This is a genomic window from Blautia sp. AF14-40 (assembly GCF_003479665.1).
Classification (GTDB): domain Bacteria; phylum Bacillota; class Clostridia; order Lachnospirales; family Lachnospiraceae; genus Fusicatenibacter; species Fusicatenibacter saccharivorans.
This window is the reverse complement of sequence record NZ_QUHK01000010.1, coordinates 116,244-131,532: the sequence shown is the minus strand read 5'-3', so window position 1 is coordinate 131,532 and position 15,289 is coordinate 116,244. Positions and strand designations below refer to the sequence as shown.

The 15,289-nt window shown below is 44.2% G+C and carries 14 protein-coding genes; 13 read left to right on the top strand and 1 reads right to left on the bottom strand.

Translation table 11 applies throughout. The features are described 5' to 3' along the window. Nucleotides 1-143: 143 nt before the first annotated feature. The 3 genes from DWW13_RS09585 to DWW13_RS09575 all read left to right on the top strand — a co-directional run bounded on the left by DWW13_RS09585 (nucleotide 144) and on the right by DWW13_RS09575 (nucleotide 3,796). A complete protein-coding gene (locus tag DWW13_RS09585) occupies nucleotides 144-911 on the top strand; it encodes a class I SAM-dependent DNA methyltransferase (RefSeq protein ID WP_022462420.1) in 768 nt (255 codons plus the stop codon). 9 nt (nucleotides 912-920) lie between these two features. Then, a complete protein-coding gene (gene hslO / locus DWW13_RS09580; RefSeq protein ID WP_022462421.1) occupies nucleotides 921-1,796 on the top strand; it encodes an Hsp33 family molecular chaperone HslO in 876 nt (291 codons plus the stop codon). 89 nt (nucleotides 1,797-1,885) lie between these two features. Continuing rightward, complete coding sequence (locus DWW13_RS09575) at nucleotides 1,886-3,796, top strand: NAD(+) synthase (RefSeq protein WP_118719964.1); 1,911 nt, start codon at nucleotides 1,886-1,888, stop codon at nucleotides 3,794-3,796. A 131-nt stretch (nucleotides 3,797-3,927) separates the two neighbouring features. Here the strand turns inward: DWW13_RS09575 and DWW13_RS09570 are convergent, their stop codons facing one another. Further along, on the bottom strand, nucleotides 3,928-4,401 hold the full coding sequence (locus DWW13_RS09570; RefSeq protein ID WP_022462423.1) for a hypothetical protein: 474 nt from the start codon (nucleotides 4,399-4,401) through the stop codon (nucleotides 3,928-3,930). A 238-nt stretch (nucleotides 4,402-4,639) separates the two neighbouring features. Between DWW13_RS09570 and DWW13_RS09565 the strand changes: the two genes are divergently transcribed. The 10 genes from DWW13_RS09565 to citF all read left to right on the top strand — a co-directional run bounded on the left by DWW13_RS09565 (nucleotide 4,640) and on the right by citF (nucleotide 15,278). After that, entirely contained in the window at nucleotides 4,640-6,355 is a 1,716-nt protein-coding gene (locus DWW13_RS09565) for a sensor histidine kinase (RefSeq protein WP_022462676.1), read from the top strand. Next, a complete protein-coding gene (locus DWW13_RS09560; RefSeq protein ID WP_117804861.1) occupies nucleotides 6,352-7,935 on the top strand; it encodes a response regulator transcription factor in 1,584 nt (527 codons plus the stop codon). Before DWW13_RS09565 ends, DWW13_RS09560 begins: the two co-directional genes overlap by 4 nt. Before the next feature lie 107 nt (nucleotides 7,936-8,042). Further along, complete coding sequence (locus tag DWW13_RS09555) at nucleotides 8,043-9,587, top strand: ABC transporter substrate-binding protein (protein WP_117804860.1); 1,545 nt, start codon at nucleotides 8,043-8,045, stop codon at nucleotides 9,585-9,587. 70 nt (nucleotides 9,588-9,657) lie between these two features. Further along, a complete protein-coding gene (locus tag DWW13_RS09550; RefSeq protein WP_022462679.1) occupies nucleotides 9,658-10,581 on the top strand; it encodes an ABC transporter permease in 924 nt (307 codons plus the stop codon). Nucleotides 10,582-10,591: 10 nt separating this feature from the next. Beyond that, the gene (locus DWW13_RS09545; protein ID WP_022462680.1) at nucleotides 10,592-11,488 is read left to right on the top strand and encodes a carbohydrate ABC transporter permease; all 897 of its coding nucleotides are present in this window, start codon (nucleotides 10,592-10,594) and stop codon (nucleotides 11,486-11,488) included. A gap of 16 nt (nucleotides 11,489-11,504) precedes the next feature. Continuing rightward, nucleotides 11,505-12,320, top strand: coding sequence for an alpha/beta hydrolase (locus DWW13_RS09540; protein WP_117804859.1), 816 nt, complete (start codon nucleotides 11,505-11,507; stop codon nucleotides 12,318-12,320). A gap of 3 nt (nucleotides 12,321-12,323) precedes the next feature. Beyond that, complete coding sequence (locus tag DWW13_RS20170; protein ID WP_369123059.1) at nucleotides 12,324-12,437, top strand: DUF6783 domain-containing protein; 114 nt, start codon at nucleotides 12,324-12,326, stop codon at nucleotides 12,435-12,437. 51 nt (nucleotides 12,438-12,488) lie between these two features. Then, a complete protein-coding gene (citD, locus tag DWW13_RS09535; RefSeq protein ID WP_117804858.1) occupies nucleotides 12,489-12,788 on the top strand; it encodes a citrate lyase acyl carrier protein in 300 nt (99 codons plus the stop codon). After that, on the top strand, nucleotides 12,785-13,684 hold the full coding sequence (locus tag DWW13_RS09530) for an aldolase/citrate lyase family protein (protein ID WP_117804857.1): 900 nt from the start codon (nucleotides 12,785-12,787) through the stop codon (nucleotides 13,682-13,684). The genes citD and DWW13_RS09530 overlap by 4 nt, the downstream gene beginning before the upstream one ends. A gap of 1 nt (nucleotide 13,685) precedes the next feature. Next, nucleotides 13,686-15,278, top strand: coding sequence for a citrate lyase subunit alpha (citF, locus tag DWW13_RS09525; protein WP_117804856.1), 1,593 nt, complete (start codon nucleotides 13,686-13,688; stop codon nucleotides 15,276-15,278). Nucleotides 15,279-15,289 lie beyond the last annotated feature (11 nt).

The window sequence follows — 15,289 nt, the reverse complement described above, 5'->3', positions numbered from 1 at the left end:
CCGAAGGGTTGTTGGTTCGAGCCCAACTCGGGGAGTGAATGAGACCTGCAGGGATCCTGCAGGTCTTTTCGTATATTGAGTTGCCCTGTGTGATGTGATACAATAAGGCGTAGCTACTGTAAACGATGAAGGAGAAAAGAAAGATGAATGAAAGTTATACCAGTTTTGCCCAGGTATATGACATGTTCATGGACAACGTGGACTATCCTGCCTGGAGCAAATATCTGATTCAGCTTTTAAAAGAATATCAGGTGGAAGACGGACTGGTGCTCGATCTTGGCTGTGGAACGGGAAACATGACCGAGCTGCTCGCCAAAGAGGGCTACGATATGATCGGCGTGGACAATTCTGAGGATATGCTCGAGATTGCCAGTGAAAAACGCGCCGAGTCCGGCTTAAACATTTTATATCTGCTTCAGGATATGCGGGAATTTGAGCTCTACGGAACCGTGAAGGCGGTTGTGAGCATCTGCGATTCCATCAACTATATTCTGGAGGAAGACGATCTGCGGGAAGTCTTCTCACTCGTCAACAATTATCTGGATCCGAAGGGCATGTTTATTTTTGATTTGAATACCAAGTATAAATATGAACAGATGGGTGAGACTACGATTGCGGAAAACCGCGAAGAGGCAAGCTTCATCTGGGATAATTACTATGACCCGGAGGAAGAGATCAACGAATATGAGCTTGCCATTTTCATCCCGGAGGGAGAAGATTCCGATCTGTACCGTAAATTTGAGGAGGTACATTATCAGAGAGCGTACGATCTTGCGACGATCCGCCGCTTATTGGAAGAGGCAGGCATGGAGTTTGTGACGGCCTACGATGCATTCACAAAGGATGCGCCGAGACCGGAGAGCGAACGTATTTATGTCGTAGCAAGAGAAAAAGGAAAAAGTGAGAAATAGGAGAGAAACATGGATTATATTGTAAGAGCAACAGCGGCAGACGGACAGATTCGTGCGTTTGCAGCGACAACAAGAGAAACCGTAGAGACAGCACGCCAGGATCACAACACGAGCCCGGTTGCAACCGCAGCGCTGGGCCGCCTTCTGACGGCAGGTGCAATGATGGGCGTTATGATGAAGGGAGATAAAGACCTTCTGACCCTGCGCATCCATGCCGGCGGACCGCTGAACGGCATTACCGTAACAGCAGATTCCAAAGGAAATGTAAAAGGTTACGTCGGAAACCCGGACGTCGTGATTCCGGCCAACAAAAAAGGAAAACTTGACGTGGCAGGTGCTGTCGGCGTCGGATTCATGGATGTCATCAAAGACCTGGGACTGAAAGAGCCGTACGTCGGACAGTGCGTTCTGCAGACGAGTGAGATCGCAGAGGATCTGACCTATTATTTTGCAACGAGTGAGCAGGTTCCGTCCAGCGTCGGACTCGGTGTGCTGATGAACAAAGACAATACCGTCCGTCAGGCCGGCGGCTTTATCATTCAGCTGATGCCGTTCTGCGATGAGAAAGTCATTGAAAAACTGGAGCAGCGTCTGGCAGAAGTCAATTCCGTTACCGCATTCCTTGACGAGGGCCTGACTCCGGAGCAGATTCTTGAAAAACTGCTTGGAGACATGGACCTTGTGATCAACGATACCGTGCCGACCCAGTTTTACTGCAACTGCAGCCGTGAGCGTGTATCGAAAGCGCTGATAGCGGTCGGAAGAAAAGAACTGAACGAGATGATTCAGGAAGCAAAACCGGTGGAGCTGAAATGCCATTTCTGCAACAGCGCCTATGAATTTTCTACCGAGGATCTGAAAGAATTATTGCGTAAGAGCAAATAACAGTACTGTTTCAGGCGAAACGGAGGCTGTGAGAGCTTCTGTTTGCAGAAAATCTGTAACAGGGAACCAGATAGTGGAGGAAGAAAGAGATGAAACAGGGATTCGTAAAAGTTGCCGCCGCTTCCTGTGCGGTAGTGGTAGCGGATGTCAGAGAAAATACGAGAGTCATTCTGGAAACGATTCATAAAATGGAGGGCGAGGGAGCAAAGGTGATGGTGCTCCCGGAGCTGGCTCTTACCGGCTACACCTGTAGTGACTTATTCTGGCAGAGTCAGATGATTGATGCGGCGAAAGAAGGATTAAAGGAAATTGCCGATGGCACGAAAGAGACCGATGCGCTGATTTTTGTCGGACTGCCGTGGGAACAGGGCGGAAAGCTGTTCAATGTAGCCGCTGCGCTTTGTCACGGAGAGCTTCTCGGTGTTGTGCCGAAAAAGTATCTGCCGAACTATAATGAATTTTATGAGCTGCGTCATTTTGCGCCGGGAAAAGAAGCGGTGACAACAACGGAATTTTTTGGAAAAGAGGTTCCGTTTGGCATGAATCTGCTCTTCCAGTGTGAAAAAATGCCGCGTCTTAAAGTTGCAGCAGAGCTCTGTGAGGATCTCTGGACTCCAAATCCGCCGAGTGTGGCGCATGCGCTTGCAGGTGCGACAGTGGTCGTAAATCTTTCTGCCAGTGATGAAATGGTTGGAAAAGACAGTTACCGGAGAAGCCTTGTGAGCGCACAGTCGGCGCGTCTGATCTGCGGCTATATATACGCGACAGCAGGCGAGGGCGAGTCGACGACAGATCTTGTCTTTGGCGGACAGCATCTGATTGCTGAAAACGGAACCATTCTTGCCGAGGCAAAACGATTTGAGAATCAGATCATTTGCGCAGATCTCGACGTGGATCGTCTGACAAGTGAGCGCAGAAGGATGACCACGTATCCGGAGCAGAGAACCGATGGATATCAGGTCGTTCGATTTTCATTGGCAATAGAAGAGACAAAGCTGACCCGCTACTTCGATCCGCGACCGTTCGTACCGTCAGACAAGCATAACCGCGATCAGCGATGCGATGAAATTTTAAATATCCAGGCTATGGGACTGAAAAAACGTCTGGCGCATACCCATTGCCAGAGCGCAGTCATCGGTATTTCCGGCGGACTTGATTCGACGCTGGCGCTGCTCGTAACGGCAAGAGCATTTGATCTGCTTGGGATTCCGAGAAAGCAGATTCTGTCTGTGACGATGCCGTGCTTTGGGACGACGGACCGTACGTATCAGAATGCCTGTGAGCTGACAAGATGTCTTGGCGCAACCTTAAAAGAGATCGATATTAAGGAGGCAGTCAATCTTCATTTCCGCGATATCGGACAGAATCCGGAGAAACACGATGTGACGTATGAAAACGGACAGGCGCGTGAGAGAACGCAGATTCTGATGGATCTTGCCAACCAGTCCGGCGGTATGGTTATCGGAACGGGTGATCTTTCCGAGCTGGCACTTGGCTGGGCAACGTACAATGGCGACCATATGTCGATGTATGCCGTCAATGCGTCCGTACCGAAAACCCTGGTGCGCCATCTGGTGCAGTATTATGCGGACACCTGCGGGGAAAAAGCACTTTCCGATATCCTTCTGGATGTGCTCGACACGCCGGTCAGCCCGGAACTGCTGCCGCCGAAAGATGGTGTCATTTCTCAGAAAACAGAAGATCTCGTCGGACCGTACGAGCTTCATGATTTCTTCTTATACTATATGCTGCGTGTGACGTACGAACCGCTCAAGATTTACCGTGTGGCAAAACTTGCATTTGCCGGTGTCTACGATGATGCGACGATCTTAAAATGGCTGAAAACGTTCTACTGGAGATTTTTCGCGCAGCAGTTCAAACGCTCCTGCCTGCCGGATGGCCCGAAGGTCGGAAGCGTTGCGGTATCCCCGCGCGGCGACCTGCGTATGCCGAGTGATGCGTGCGTGAAGCCCTGGAGAGAGGAACTCGACCAGCTGTAAAAAACAAAACAGGAAATACGGAAAGAAACAAAGATAATCCAAATTGGTGCAGGGAATCAAATTTTGAGATGCACGACAGAAAAAAGGCTTCGGAGCAGAAGAATGCTTCGAGGCCTTTTTGCATGGAAAGATCAGGATTCTGCGGAGGAAGGATTTTGAGCCTGTTCGAGCGCCTGATTGATCGCGGAGACGAGCAGTTCGGAGGTGTAGCGGTCGTCCTCTCCGTAGATGAGGCCTTCCGTCGTCTGATTCACATAGATCTGGCTTGCGATGGAATCGAGCGCGGGCTCCATGAGCGGATACATGGCGGCGGTGGTTTCACTTAAGTTATTCAGTGAAATCGCGGTGATGCGGTCCTGCTCAACATTGACCTGCACATCGAAGGTCTGGTCGCCGAGGGAGATCGTGGAGGTGTAGATGCCGGGAATGTAGCGTGCATTTTCGGCGGAAGCAGCAGTGGTGACAGAAGGTTTTTTCGCAGAATCCTTCTTCCCGGAGAACATGATCAGAAACACCACGAGAAGAATCAGCGCGAGAGCAAGAAAAACAGCGGTGTAAACCACTTCTTTCATATGTAGTACAACAATTTTCGTTTTGGAACTCATGGGCGGGCACACTCCTTTTTGAAAAACCGTCTGTGAGCGGACGAGGGCGAACGGACGGGCGTTTTTACTATAATGTATGTAAAAGAAAAATCGTTTATGAAAAAAAGTGTCTGAAAAATCATTTCCGCAAGCTGCAAGTAATCTTTGGACAGTCTTTCTTCTGCCCGAAAATTAGTATATAATGTAATCGGTCACGATAACAAACTTCAGGGAGAGTCGGGAAAAGAGGAGGGGAAAGATGAAAAAAAGAAAAATCAGAAGGACCATGGGCGTTTTTTTTACTACTTTTTTGCTTCTGCAGATTATTTTACTGTTTCTGTACAAAGCGTTTATTGTTGATATTGCTAAAAAAAATGAGGAAAACCTGGTGGAAAATACGCTGCAGATTTATCATAATACGATGGAAGGTGTATTGGAACGCTTGGATGATAACCTGGATCTTTTACTGGGATATCGACTGCTTTTGACACAGCTAAATGGAGAAAATAACCTGGAAAAAGTGAAAGCGCAGTATAAAATGCTTCAGATTCTAAAGGAAAGATGTAAAGACACAAAGGAAGCGGATGCCTATGCGGTTGTTAATTGTAAAGACAACAGTATCCTGATTCAGAGAAATGGAAATATAACATATGATACAATAAAAGATATCAAAAAGTATCTTCAAAAGCGTAATACGTTTGATAAAACTCCTACATCCGGCTGGACTTCTACTGTTATGGGGGCGCAGGTGTATCTGGTAAAATATTATAATTATGGTGCAAATACGATCGCTGTATTGATATCAGAAAAAAGACTGGACTCCTTGTTAAACTATAATGATATGTCCATCAAAGAGGCAGCATTTTATCTTACAGACAAAAAAGGGGAAATTCTGTGCGCTTCAGGAAAAGATTGGGCATATGGAGAAGAAATAGAGAATCTGCAGAAACAGGATCCATCCATCAGTATCTATCAGGGATCTGTTCTGGAAGATGCATATCAGATGTATTACAGTGTAAAATCATCCGAGTATGCCGCATATTCTACCTCCGGTATCGTTATTTTTGGATTTTTAGTACTGTCTTTGCTTTTCTTTGGAACAATTGTCTGGTATATGCAAAAAGAAATCTTCCGGCCGATTGCAGACCTGTTCTGGGTGTCCAGAAAAATTCACAGTGGAGATTTCAGGGCAAGAGCGGAATATAATACAAACAGCTACGAAATGGAAGAAGTAAAACAGGCATATAATGATATGGTACAGACGATTCTTGAAATGAGGGTGCAAAAGTACGAACAGGAACTTCGAATGAAGGATGTGCAGCTGAAGTATATCCATATGCAATTAAAACCACATTATTTCCTGAATGCTTTATCAACCATTAACAGCATGGTTTATCAGCACGAGGAAGAGAATGTCCATACCTTTATTCAGGCATTTTCACAGAACATCCGTTATATGTTTCGAACTGGTCTGCATACCGTTCCGCTGCAGGATGAAATAAAGAATGCCGAGGGATATCTGGAAATGCAGCGACTCATGTACCGGGATTGCTTTTATGTCTATATGGATGTACCGGAAGAACTGCAGCAGTATCCGGTGCCGCAGATGATTCTGCATACATTTTTGGAAAATATATTTAAGCACGTGATCAGTATTGATTCGTTCACTACGGTTCTGATTCAGGCATTGTGGAGCTTCTCGGGGAAGGAAGTTTACTTAAAACTGGAACTATATATATCGCAGGGTCAATTTTCGCAGGAAATACTGGACTTTGTGAATAAAGATATGGAAATAACAGAAAAAAAAGATGGAAGTGGAATTGGAATAAAAAATGTAAAAGAGGTTCTGAAGATGATGTACGAGCAGGATCATCTTCTGTATTTGGAGAATCTGGAACCGGAAGGAACCAAAATAACCATATGGATTCCGAAAACACTGAAATGTACAGATGAGGAGAAAGACGAAGAGAGATGAATTTGCTGATTGTAGATGATGAAATTGTGACAACGCAGGTATTGGAAGAACAGCTGGATCGCGCGTTACTTTCTATTGACCAGATCTATGTGGCCTACAATACTTCTATGGCCAGAGATATTTTGCAAAAAAACAAAGTGGAACTGATTTTATGCGATATTGAAATGCCAAAGGAGAACGGGATTCACTTTCTGGAATGGGTACGAGAACAGAAAATCCAGACAGAGGTTATCTTTCTGACCAGCCATGAAAAATTTGAATATGCCTATGGAGCTGTACAGAATGGTGCGGCAAACTATCTGCTGAAGCCGATTGACATGAATAAAATCAATCAGGCATTGCTTCGTGTGACAGAAAAAATAGCCTGGAAACAAAAAACGGAGGAAATCCGGGAATATTGGAAGATCGGAAAAAGAAAGATGGTGCGATATTTCTGGACAAGAGTATTGCTGGAACCCGGTGTGCAAAAACAGGGACTCGAGGAGGAAATAAAGCAACAGGGGATAGCGGAAGAAATTCAGGAAAAATATTGTGTTGTGATTCTTCATTTTGCCAGTGGCAAACTGGACTTCGGGAAAGAAAAGGAACAGGAATCCATTTATAAATTTGCAATGGAAAATATTCTGGCAGAAGCATTCACAGAAAAAATCAAAATGGAAAATGTGATCTGCTGGGAAGAGAATACGGGGACCTATCTTGGAATTCTGTCGGAATTTTCGGAAAAGGAGACGAAGGAGAGAGCGGCACGGGTCAGAAAGATATTTGAAAAATATTTTCCTGATGCATTGCAGATCGGATACATTTCCCCGAGTGTTCCTTTTTATGAAGCAGGTTTGGAAAAAGAGAAAATAATGGAATATGACAAAACGCATATTTATGACGAAGGGGAAATAAAAGAATTTATGGCATTGCTTCGAGAAAAAGAGGCTTCCGGACATATTCTGGACGAAGATTATATCCTGCAGTGTCTGAACAAGGGTTCCAGGGTAAGTACACTGGAATATTTACAAAAAACGCTGCAGCATGTAAAGCAAACGATGCATTCCGTAGAAGGATTTCGCAATTTTCAAGTGGAACTGACACAGCTTGTAAGCAAATATCTCCATGATAAAAAGGAAAATATGAACAGCGTGATTCGTGATCCGATCTATCTGAAACTGGATATGAATGCTGTTAAATCAGAATTCTCTATGGTGCAGTGGATGACCTGGCTGATGAATAAGGTATTTGATCTGACACAGGAGGAACGGAAGGAAAAAACAGAAAAAAGGATCACAGATCAGGTAATTGATTATATCAGAGAACATTATACGGAAGATATTAACAGAAATACGCTTTCGGAGAGGTTTCATTTTTCGCCGGAATACATTGGAAAAATGTTCCGGAAGGATATCGGAACGTCGTTGAATGATTATATTAATTCCCTGCGCGTGGAAAAAGCGAAACATTTGCTGGAAAACACCAATACAAAGGTGATTGATATTGCGCTGGAAGTCGGATTTGATACTCTTCCGTATTTCTCATCTGTATTTAAAAAATATACGGGAGTTTCACCGGCAGAGTTTCGGAAAAAAGAATAGATATCTTAAAAACGAAAGTTTTTGTACTTTTTTGTGTAAGAACTTTCGTTTTTTTTGCGCTATGATAAGTCTATCAAAAGGAACCGGAAAGAAGAAAGGAGAAACAAATGAAGAAAAAGATTTTGGCGATTTTGATGGCTACCCTGACAGTAGGATCTCTGCTGAGCGGATGTGGTGGAGCACAGAGCAGTGATGCAAACGGAAATCAGGAGAGCAGTAAGCAGGAAAGCAGCGACAGCGAAGAACCGGCAGAGGTTGTATTTGCGTACATGACGCAGAACAATATCCCGGAGTCATCAGAACTGGAAAGAATTCAGAACCTGATCAACGATTATACAGTAGATAAGATCAATACAAAGGTCAAGCTGGTACTGTTTTCCAATTCTGATTATATGAATCAGGTGAATCTGATGCTGGCATCCGGAGAACAGCTGGATTTGTTTCAGGCCTATAATACGTCGCATCTGAAATATATTCAGGATGGAACAGCGCTGGATATTACAGAGTATCTGGACAGTGACCTGAAAGAAACAACAGAAACTCTTTACGATGGTTTTCTGGCACCGACAACGGTAGAGGGAAAAACATATGGAATTCTGAATATGGGTTCCAACTATGTACCGGGTGGATTTACCTATCGTGAAGATATTACCGAGGAACTTGGAATCGATATGAGTCAGGTTACCAAACCGGAAGACTTGACAGCAGTGTTTGCAAAGGTAAAAGAAGCTTATCCGGATATGACAATCATTGATCCAAACAGAGCGAATGCGTTATTTGAAAGCTACCTGGGAAAGATTGCTAAAATTGATCCATTAGGTGACAATATTGCCTCATCCGTTTCCGGTGTGGCTTATCAGGACAATGCAACTGTAGTGGATATGTATGAAACGACAGATTTCAAAGAACTGTGCGAACTGACCAGAAGCTGGTTTGAAGCTGGTTATTATGCAAGTGATGCAGCTACTACAACAGCAACTACTGCAGAATTACTGATGTCCGGCAACTGCTTTGGCACATTCTGTGGCTTGGGTAATCCGAAGATTGCGCAGCAGTATACAAACAACTATGGTCATCCGTTTGAAAATGTACAGATCAGTGATTCGATGATCTGGTCTGGAAACGGCGGAGCATGGATGGTAAATTCCGGCTGTAAAGATCCTTCGGCAGCCTGCAAATTTATGAACCTGCTGTACACGGATGCATATGTAGACAACCTTCTGGTCTATGGAGAAGAAGGGGTGGATTACAAATTGGATGAAAATGGTTGTGCAGTAGCACCGGATGGATATACGGATCTGAACAGTGTAGCCTATACCGATAATATGAACTACTATTTCTGGGGAAATAAATGGCTGACCTATCCGGTTGTAGGCGGTCTGTATGGAGAAGAAAAAGAGACAAACAAGCAGCAGAATTATGATGGAGATCATTCAAACTATTATGGTTTCCTTTACGACTACAGTGATAAAGAAGCAGAATATACCGCATGCCTGAACATTGTAGAAGAGTATAAAAAATCTCTGTGGGTTGGTGCAGCAGATGTAGATACAACACTTGCCGAGATGACAAAACGACTGAAAGCAGCTGGTATGGATGACCTGATTCAGGCAAAGCAGGAGCAGCTGGATGCATGGATGAGTAGCAAATAGGAAAGACTTTAAAAAAGAAAAGGCTGCGGAAATTTACCGCAGCCTTATTTATCAAAAAGGGAGTCGAATTATGACGAAAAGTGAGAAAAAACATGCCAGTAAAAATACATTAGCATTACTGTTGATTGCATTACCGGGTATTACATATCTGATCATTAATAACTATATTCCTATCATTGGAACCTTTATTGCGTTCAAAAAGTTCAGTTATGCAAAAGGAATCTGGGGAAGCCCGTGGTGTGGACTGGATAACTTTAAATTTTTGTTCCTGACAGATGATGCATGGGTCATTACGAGAAACACATTGTTATATAATCTGGCGTTTATCGTGATCGGAACCGTAGTTTCTGTGATTTTTGCAATCCTGCTGCATGAGCTGGGAGAACTGTTACGCGGAAAGTTTTTCCAGTCCGTGCTGTTGTTTCCACACTTACTGTCATGGGTTGTAACGGCGTATCTGGTATACGCGTTATTGGGAAGTACAACCGGTTTTGTGAACAATACAATTTTAGATGCGCTGGGGAAAAAAGGCGTAGACTGGTATACTGCAAAAGCTGCATGGCCGTTTATCCTGGTTATTGTATATCTTTGGAAGAATGCAGGATATAATGCGATCGTTTATATGGCAGGTATTGCAGGCATTGATAAGGAAATTTATGAAGCGGCAAAGATTGATGGCGCTTCTAAATTGAAACAGATTACGGCCATTACACTTCCGCTTCTGAGACCAACCATTGTTATTATGACATTGATGGCGATCGGCCGTGTATTCTATTCTGACTTTGGTTTGTTCTATCAGGTACCAATGAATGCAGGAACCCTGTTTTCTACGACGCAGACGATTGACACGTATGTCTATCGTGGTTTGATGGAACAGGGTAATGTAGGAATGTCTTCGGCAGCAGGTGTATATCAGTCATTGGTTGGTTTTGCACTGGTCATGATTGCAAACTTTATTGTACGGAAAAAAGATCCGGAAAACGCATTGTTCTAGGAGGCAGGATATGAAAAAGACAGTCAGCGATGAAAAACGATTTATTGCAATAGCAACAGTTATTTTAGTGGTAATCAGTATTGTGGCGTTGTTTCCGATGATTCTTCTGGTGGTTGCGTCCTTTACCGATGAAAATGAACTGATTACAAACGGATATCAGATTTTGCCGAAGAAACTCAGCCTGGAAGCATATACCTACATGGTAAAACAGGCAGCAACAATCGTAAGATCGTATCTTGTTACGATTGGAACAACCGTTGTCGGAACCGGATTAAGCGTATTACTGACGACTTCGATCGCATATCCGATGGCACGAAAAACATTCAAATATAGAAACGCATTATCCTTTTTTGTATATTTTACCATGCTGTTTAATGGAGGACTGGTGCCACAGTATATTATGTGGACAACATTTTTCCATATTAAAGATACGTATGCAGCACTGATTTTTCCGAATCTTCTGATGACAGCATTCAATATTTTCCTGGTAAGAAACTATTACAGCAACAGCCTGCCGGAAGCATTATATGAAGCTGCACAGCTGGACGGAGCGTCAGAGCTTGGAATTTTCACCAAAATTGTATTTCCGTTGTCGAAGCCGGTAGTTGCCACCATTGGACTGTTTACAGGTCTTTCCTACTGGAACAGCTGGACCAATGCTTTATATTACGTACAGGATCCAAAATATTTTGGTATTCAGAATCTTCTGATGCGTATCATGAAAAACATTGAATATCTGCGAAGCGGAGCATCAGAGCTGGCGGCCGAAGGACAGGCAGTTTCGCTTCCGGGAAACTCCATCCGAATGGCACTGGCATTTGTCGGAATTTTACCAATCATTATTATTTACCCGATGCTTCAGAAATATTTTATCAAAGGTGTGGTTGTCGGCGCTGTAAAAGGCTGACAGAAAGGAGAAACAGATGGCAGCATATGTACATTGCAATTTTCACTCCTGTATCCTGCGGATGCAGGTAGATGTTTCGATTCTGCTTCCGGAAAAAGAGCGAATGGAAGATGTAGAGCAGGGAAAAAAGGGAGAGACTTTCGGGAAAAACAAAAAATATCAGACCCTGTATCTGCTGCATGGATTTACAGGAGACCATCTTTCGTATCTGAGGACCTCCAAGATTGAGCGTTATGCAGATGAGCATCAGATTATGGTGGTTATGCCAAGCGTATATAACAGCGCCTATACGGATATGAAATACGGACTGGATTATTTTTCTTATCTGACAGAAGAACTGACAGATTTTGTGGAGAGAAATTTCCCGGCAGCAACAAAGCGGGAAAACCGTTTTATTGCAGGAATGTCGATGGGAGGTTACGGTGCCTATAAATGGGGACTTACCTGTCCGGAAAAATTTGCGGCAATCGGAGGCGTTGCGGGATCTTATCATGCAGAATATCGTTATCAGGGAAAGGTAAATACGGTATCCACTCTTTGTGAAGCGTTATATGGCGATCCGCCTGCAATTACACCGGAGGTTCATGATGTTTTTACACTGTTGAAAAACCGGAAAGAAGAAGGAAGAGATATTCCAAGATTGTATACCTGCTGTGGTACAGAGGACAGACGACATCAGGATTCGGTAGATCTGAAGGAGTTTGCGGATCAGCTGGGCGTTCCGCTGTTGTTTGAAGAGGGTCCGGGAAGGCATGATGATATTTTCTTTGATGAGTATATTCAGAAGATTCTGGACTGGATGAACTTTGCGGGAAAATCAGTAGAAGAGTAAAATCTGCAGAGTATAAAGTGGGGCTTGCAGATTGCAGAGATGATTTTTCAAACACGCGCTAAGCGAAAACACTACAAAATATGGAGTTATTTAGGAGATAAAAATCTATATTTGTAGAAATTTTTCTTAGTGCGGCAGCCCCACGGGAAATACAGGGAGAAGAGGAAAATGGAGATAGAAAAAGCAGCTGTAGCCGGAACACTGGAATCCAGCGATTGTATGGTTACGGTAGAAGATGGGGATGGCAACATAGATCTGGTACTGGAAAGTACAGTGATTCATCAGTATGGAAATCAGATCCGTCATGTGGTTCTGGATACTCTGGAAAATCTGGGAGTTCAGAACGTAAAAATTAAGATTGTAGATAAAGGAGCTCTGGACTGCACCATCCGTGCAAGGGTGGAAGCTGCGGTATACCGTTCCGCCGGGCAGTCGGAGCAGCTGCCATGGGGAGGTGCGATCCGATGAGAGACGCAAAAAAACGATTACGTCGTACCATGATGTTTTTAAACGCACAGAAGCCGGGACTGATTAAAGATCCCTATATTTATGGAGCAGATTCTCTGATGTTGGATCTGGAAGATGCAGTGGCAGAAAATCAGAAGGACGCGGCCAGATTTTCCCTGTTTCATGCACTTCGCACGATTGATTATCATGGAGCGGAACGGATTGTACGTATCAATGGCCTGGACACACCTTTCTGGAAGGAAGATATCCGTTGCGCAGTAGCCGGTGGATGTGATGGCATCCGGATTCCGAAGACAGAGACAGCACAAGATGTAAAGATAGTGGAGCAGCAAATTTTAAAGGCAGAGAATGAGTTTGGCAGACCGGAGAACAGTACCTTAATTATGGCAGCGATAGAATCGGCAAGAGGTGTGGTGAAGGCGTTAGAAATTTGCGAGGCTTCGAAAAGGTTGTTTGGTATCGCACTGTCCGGTGGAGATTACACGAAAGATCTGCATACCCACATCACGGGAACCGGAATAGAACTGATGGGAGCAAGACAGCAGCTTGTCATCGCTGCACGGGCAGCAGGTGTACAGTGTTTTGATACCGTCTATACAGATTTGGAAAACGAAGAGGGCTTTCGGGAAGACGTCAATACGATTCACCTGATGGGCTTTGATGGGAAATCGATTATCAATCCAAGACAGATTCGTATTGTACATGAAATTTTTACGCCGAAAGAAAAAGAGATTATTTTTGCGGAAAAAGTAGTCCGTGAGATTGACAGCAAAAAGGCACAGGGAATCGGTGTGTTTACTGTAGACGGAAAGATGATTGATATTGCGTTTTATGATGGTGCAAAGCGAATCATCGAACTGGCCAAGGCTTCCGGTGTGTACGAGGGGGAACTGTAAAATGAAAAATGCAGTAGGGAGAGAAATTCCCGAGGAAATATTGAAGATAACAGGAAAAGAAGTATTTCACGGAGTGCATTATTATGATGGTTATGAATATCAGAAAGATGGTCCGAAAACCCGCTGCGTGGTGAATTCCGATGGCAGCAAACTGGTGAAAACAATTCATGAGGCACTGGTGAAATGCGAAATCCGGGATGGCATGACAATTGGATTTCATCATCATTTCCGGGATGGTGATCTGGTTGTAAATATGGTGATGGAAGAAATCCATAAAATGGGTATTAAAAATATTACCATTTGTGCCAGCTCTCTTGGGAAAGCGCATGCAGGACTGGTGCCGTACATGGAAGATGGAACGATTACGGGAATCCAGTCTTCCGGTGTGCGCGGTGAGATTGGAAAGGCGATTTCTGAGGGAAAACTGAAAGGGCTTGCAGTGATGCGCTCTCACGGCGGCAGAGTTCGGGCAATCGAAACAGGAGAAGTACACCTGGATATTGCATTTATCGGAGCACCGACGTGTGATGATTATGGAAACTGTCGTGGTATCGGTGGAAAGGCGGACTGCGGAGTGTTGTCCTATGCGATGGTAGATGCTGATTACGCAGACAGAGTCGTAGCAATTACGGACTGTCTGGTTCCGTTTCCTAATTTCCCGGCGCATATTTCCATGACAAAAGTAGACTATGTAGTAGTGGTAGATGCAATTGGAGATCCTAAGAAAATTGCAACAGGTGCAGCAAAACCGACGAAAGATATGAGAAAACTGATGATGGCGGATTACTGTACACGATTTGTAACGTCTACCCCGTACTTTAAAGATGGATTTTCCTATCAGACAGGTGTGGGAGGCGCGTCTATCGCTTCCACCATTTCGCTGGCAAAAATCATGAAGGAACGTGGAATCCGTATGCGTTTCGGTGTCGGAGGTCTGACAAAACCGATGTGTGATCTTCTGGATAACAATCAGGTTGATGTACTTCTGGATACGCAGGATTTTGATCTGGATGCGGTAGAATCAGTAAAAGATATCAGGCATTTCAGAATCAGTGCCGGTGAATATGCAGACCCTTTTAACAAGGGCGCAGTAGTCAACAAACTGGACTTTGTGATTCTGGCAGCACTGGAAGTTGATGTAAATTTCAATTGCAATGTTGTAGTAGGTTCCGATGGCGTTATAACAGGCGCGCAGGGAGGTCATCCGGATACGGCGGCAGGTGCAAAATGCACCATTGTACTGACTCCTTTATTACAGGGAAGAATTCCGGCAATCTGTACGGAAGTAACAACAGTGACAACACCGGGAGAATCTGTAGATGTAGTCATCACGGAATATGGAGTTGCAGTTAACCCACTGCGAAAAGATCTGCTGGAAGCGGTAAAAAACAGTGGACTTCCGCTGAAAACGATAGAAGAACTTCGGGATTTGGCTTACCGGATTGCAGGAGAACCGGAGAAAGTAGAATTTGGCGAACGTGTTGTAGGAATTATTGAAAGCAGAGATGGAACCATCATGGATGTAGTTCGTCAGATTAAACCATTCCGATTTAAAGAGGAAAAGAATATACTCCCGGAGCCAGTACATAAATAAGAGAAGGGAGG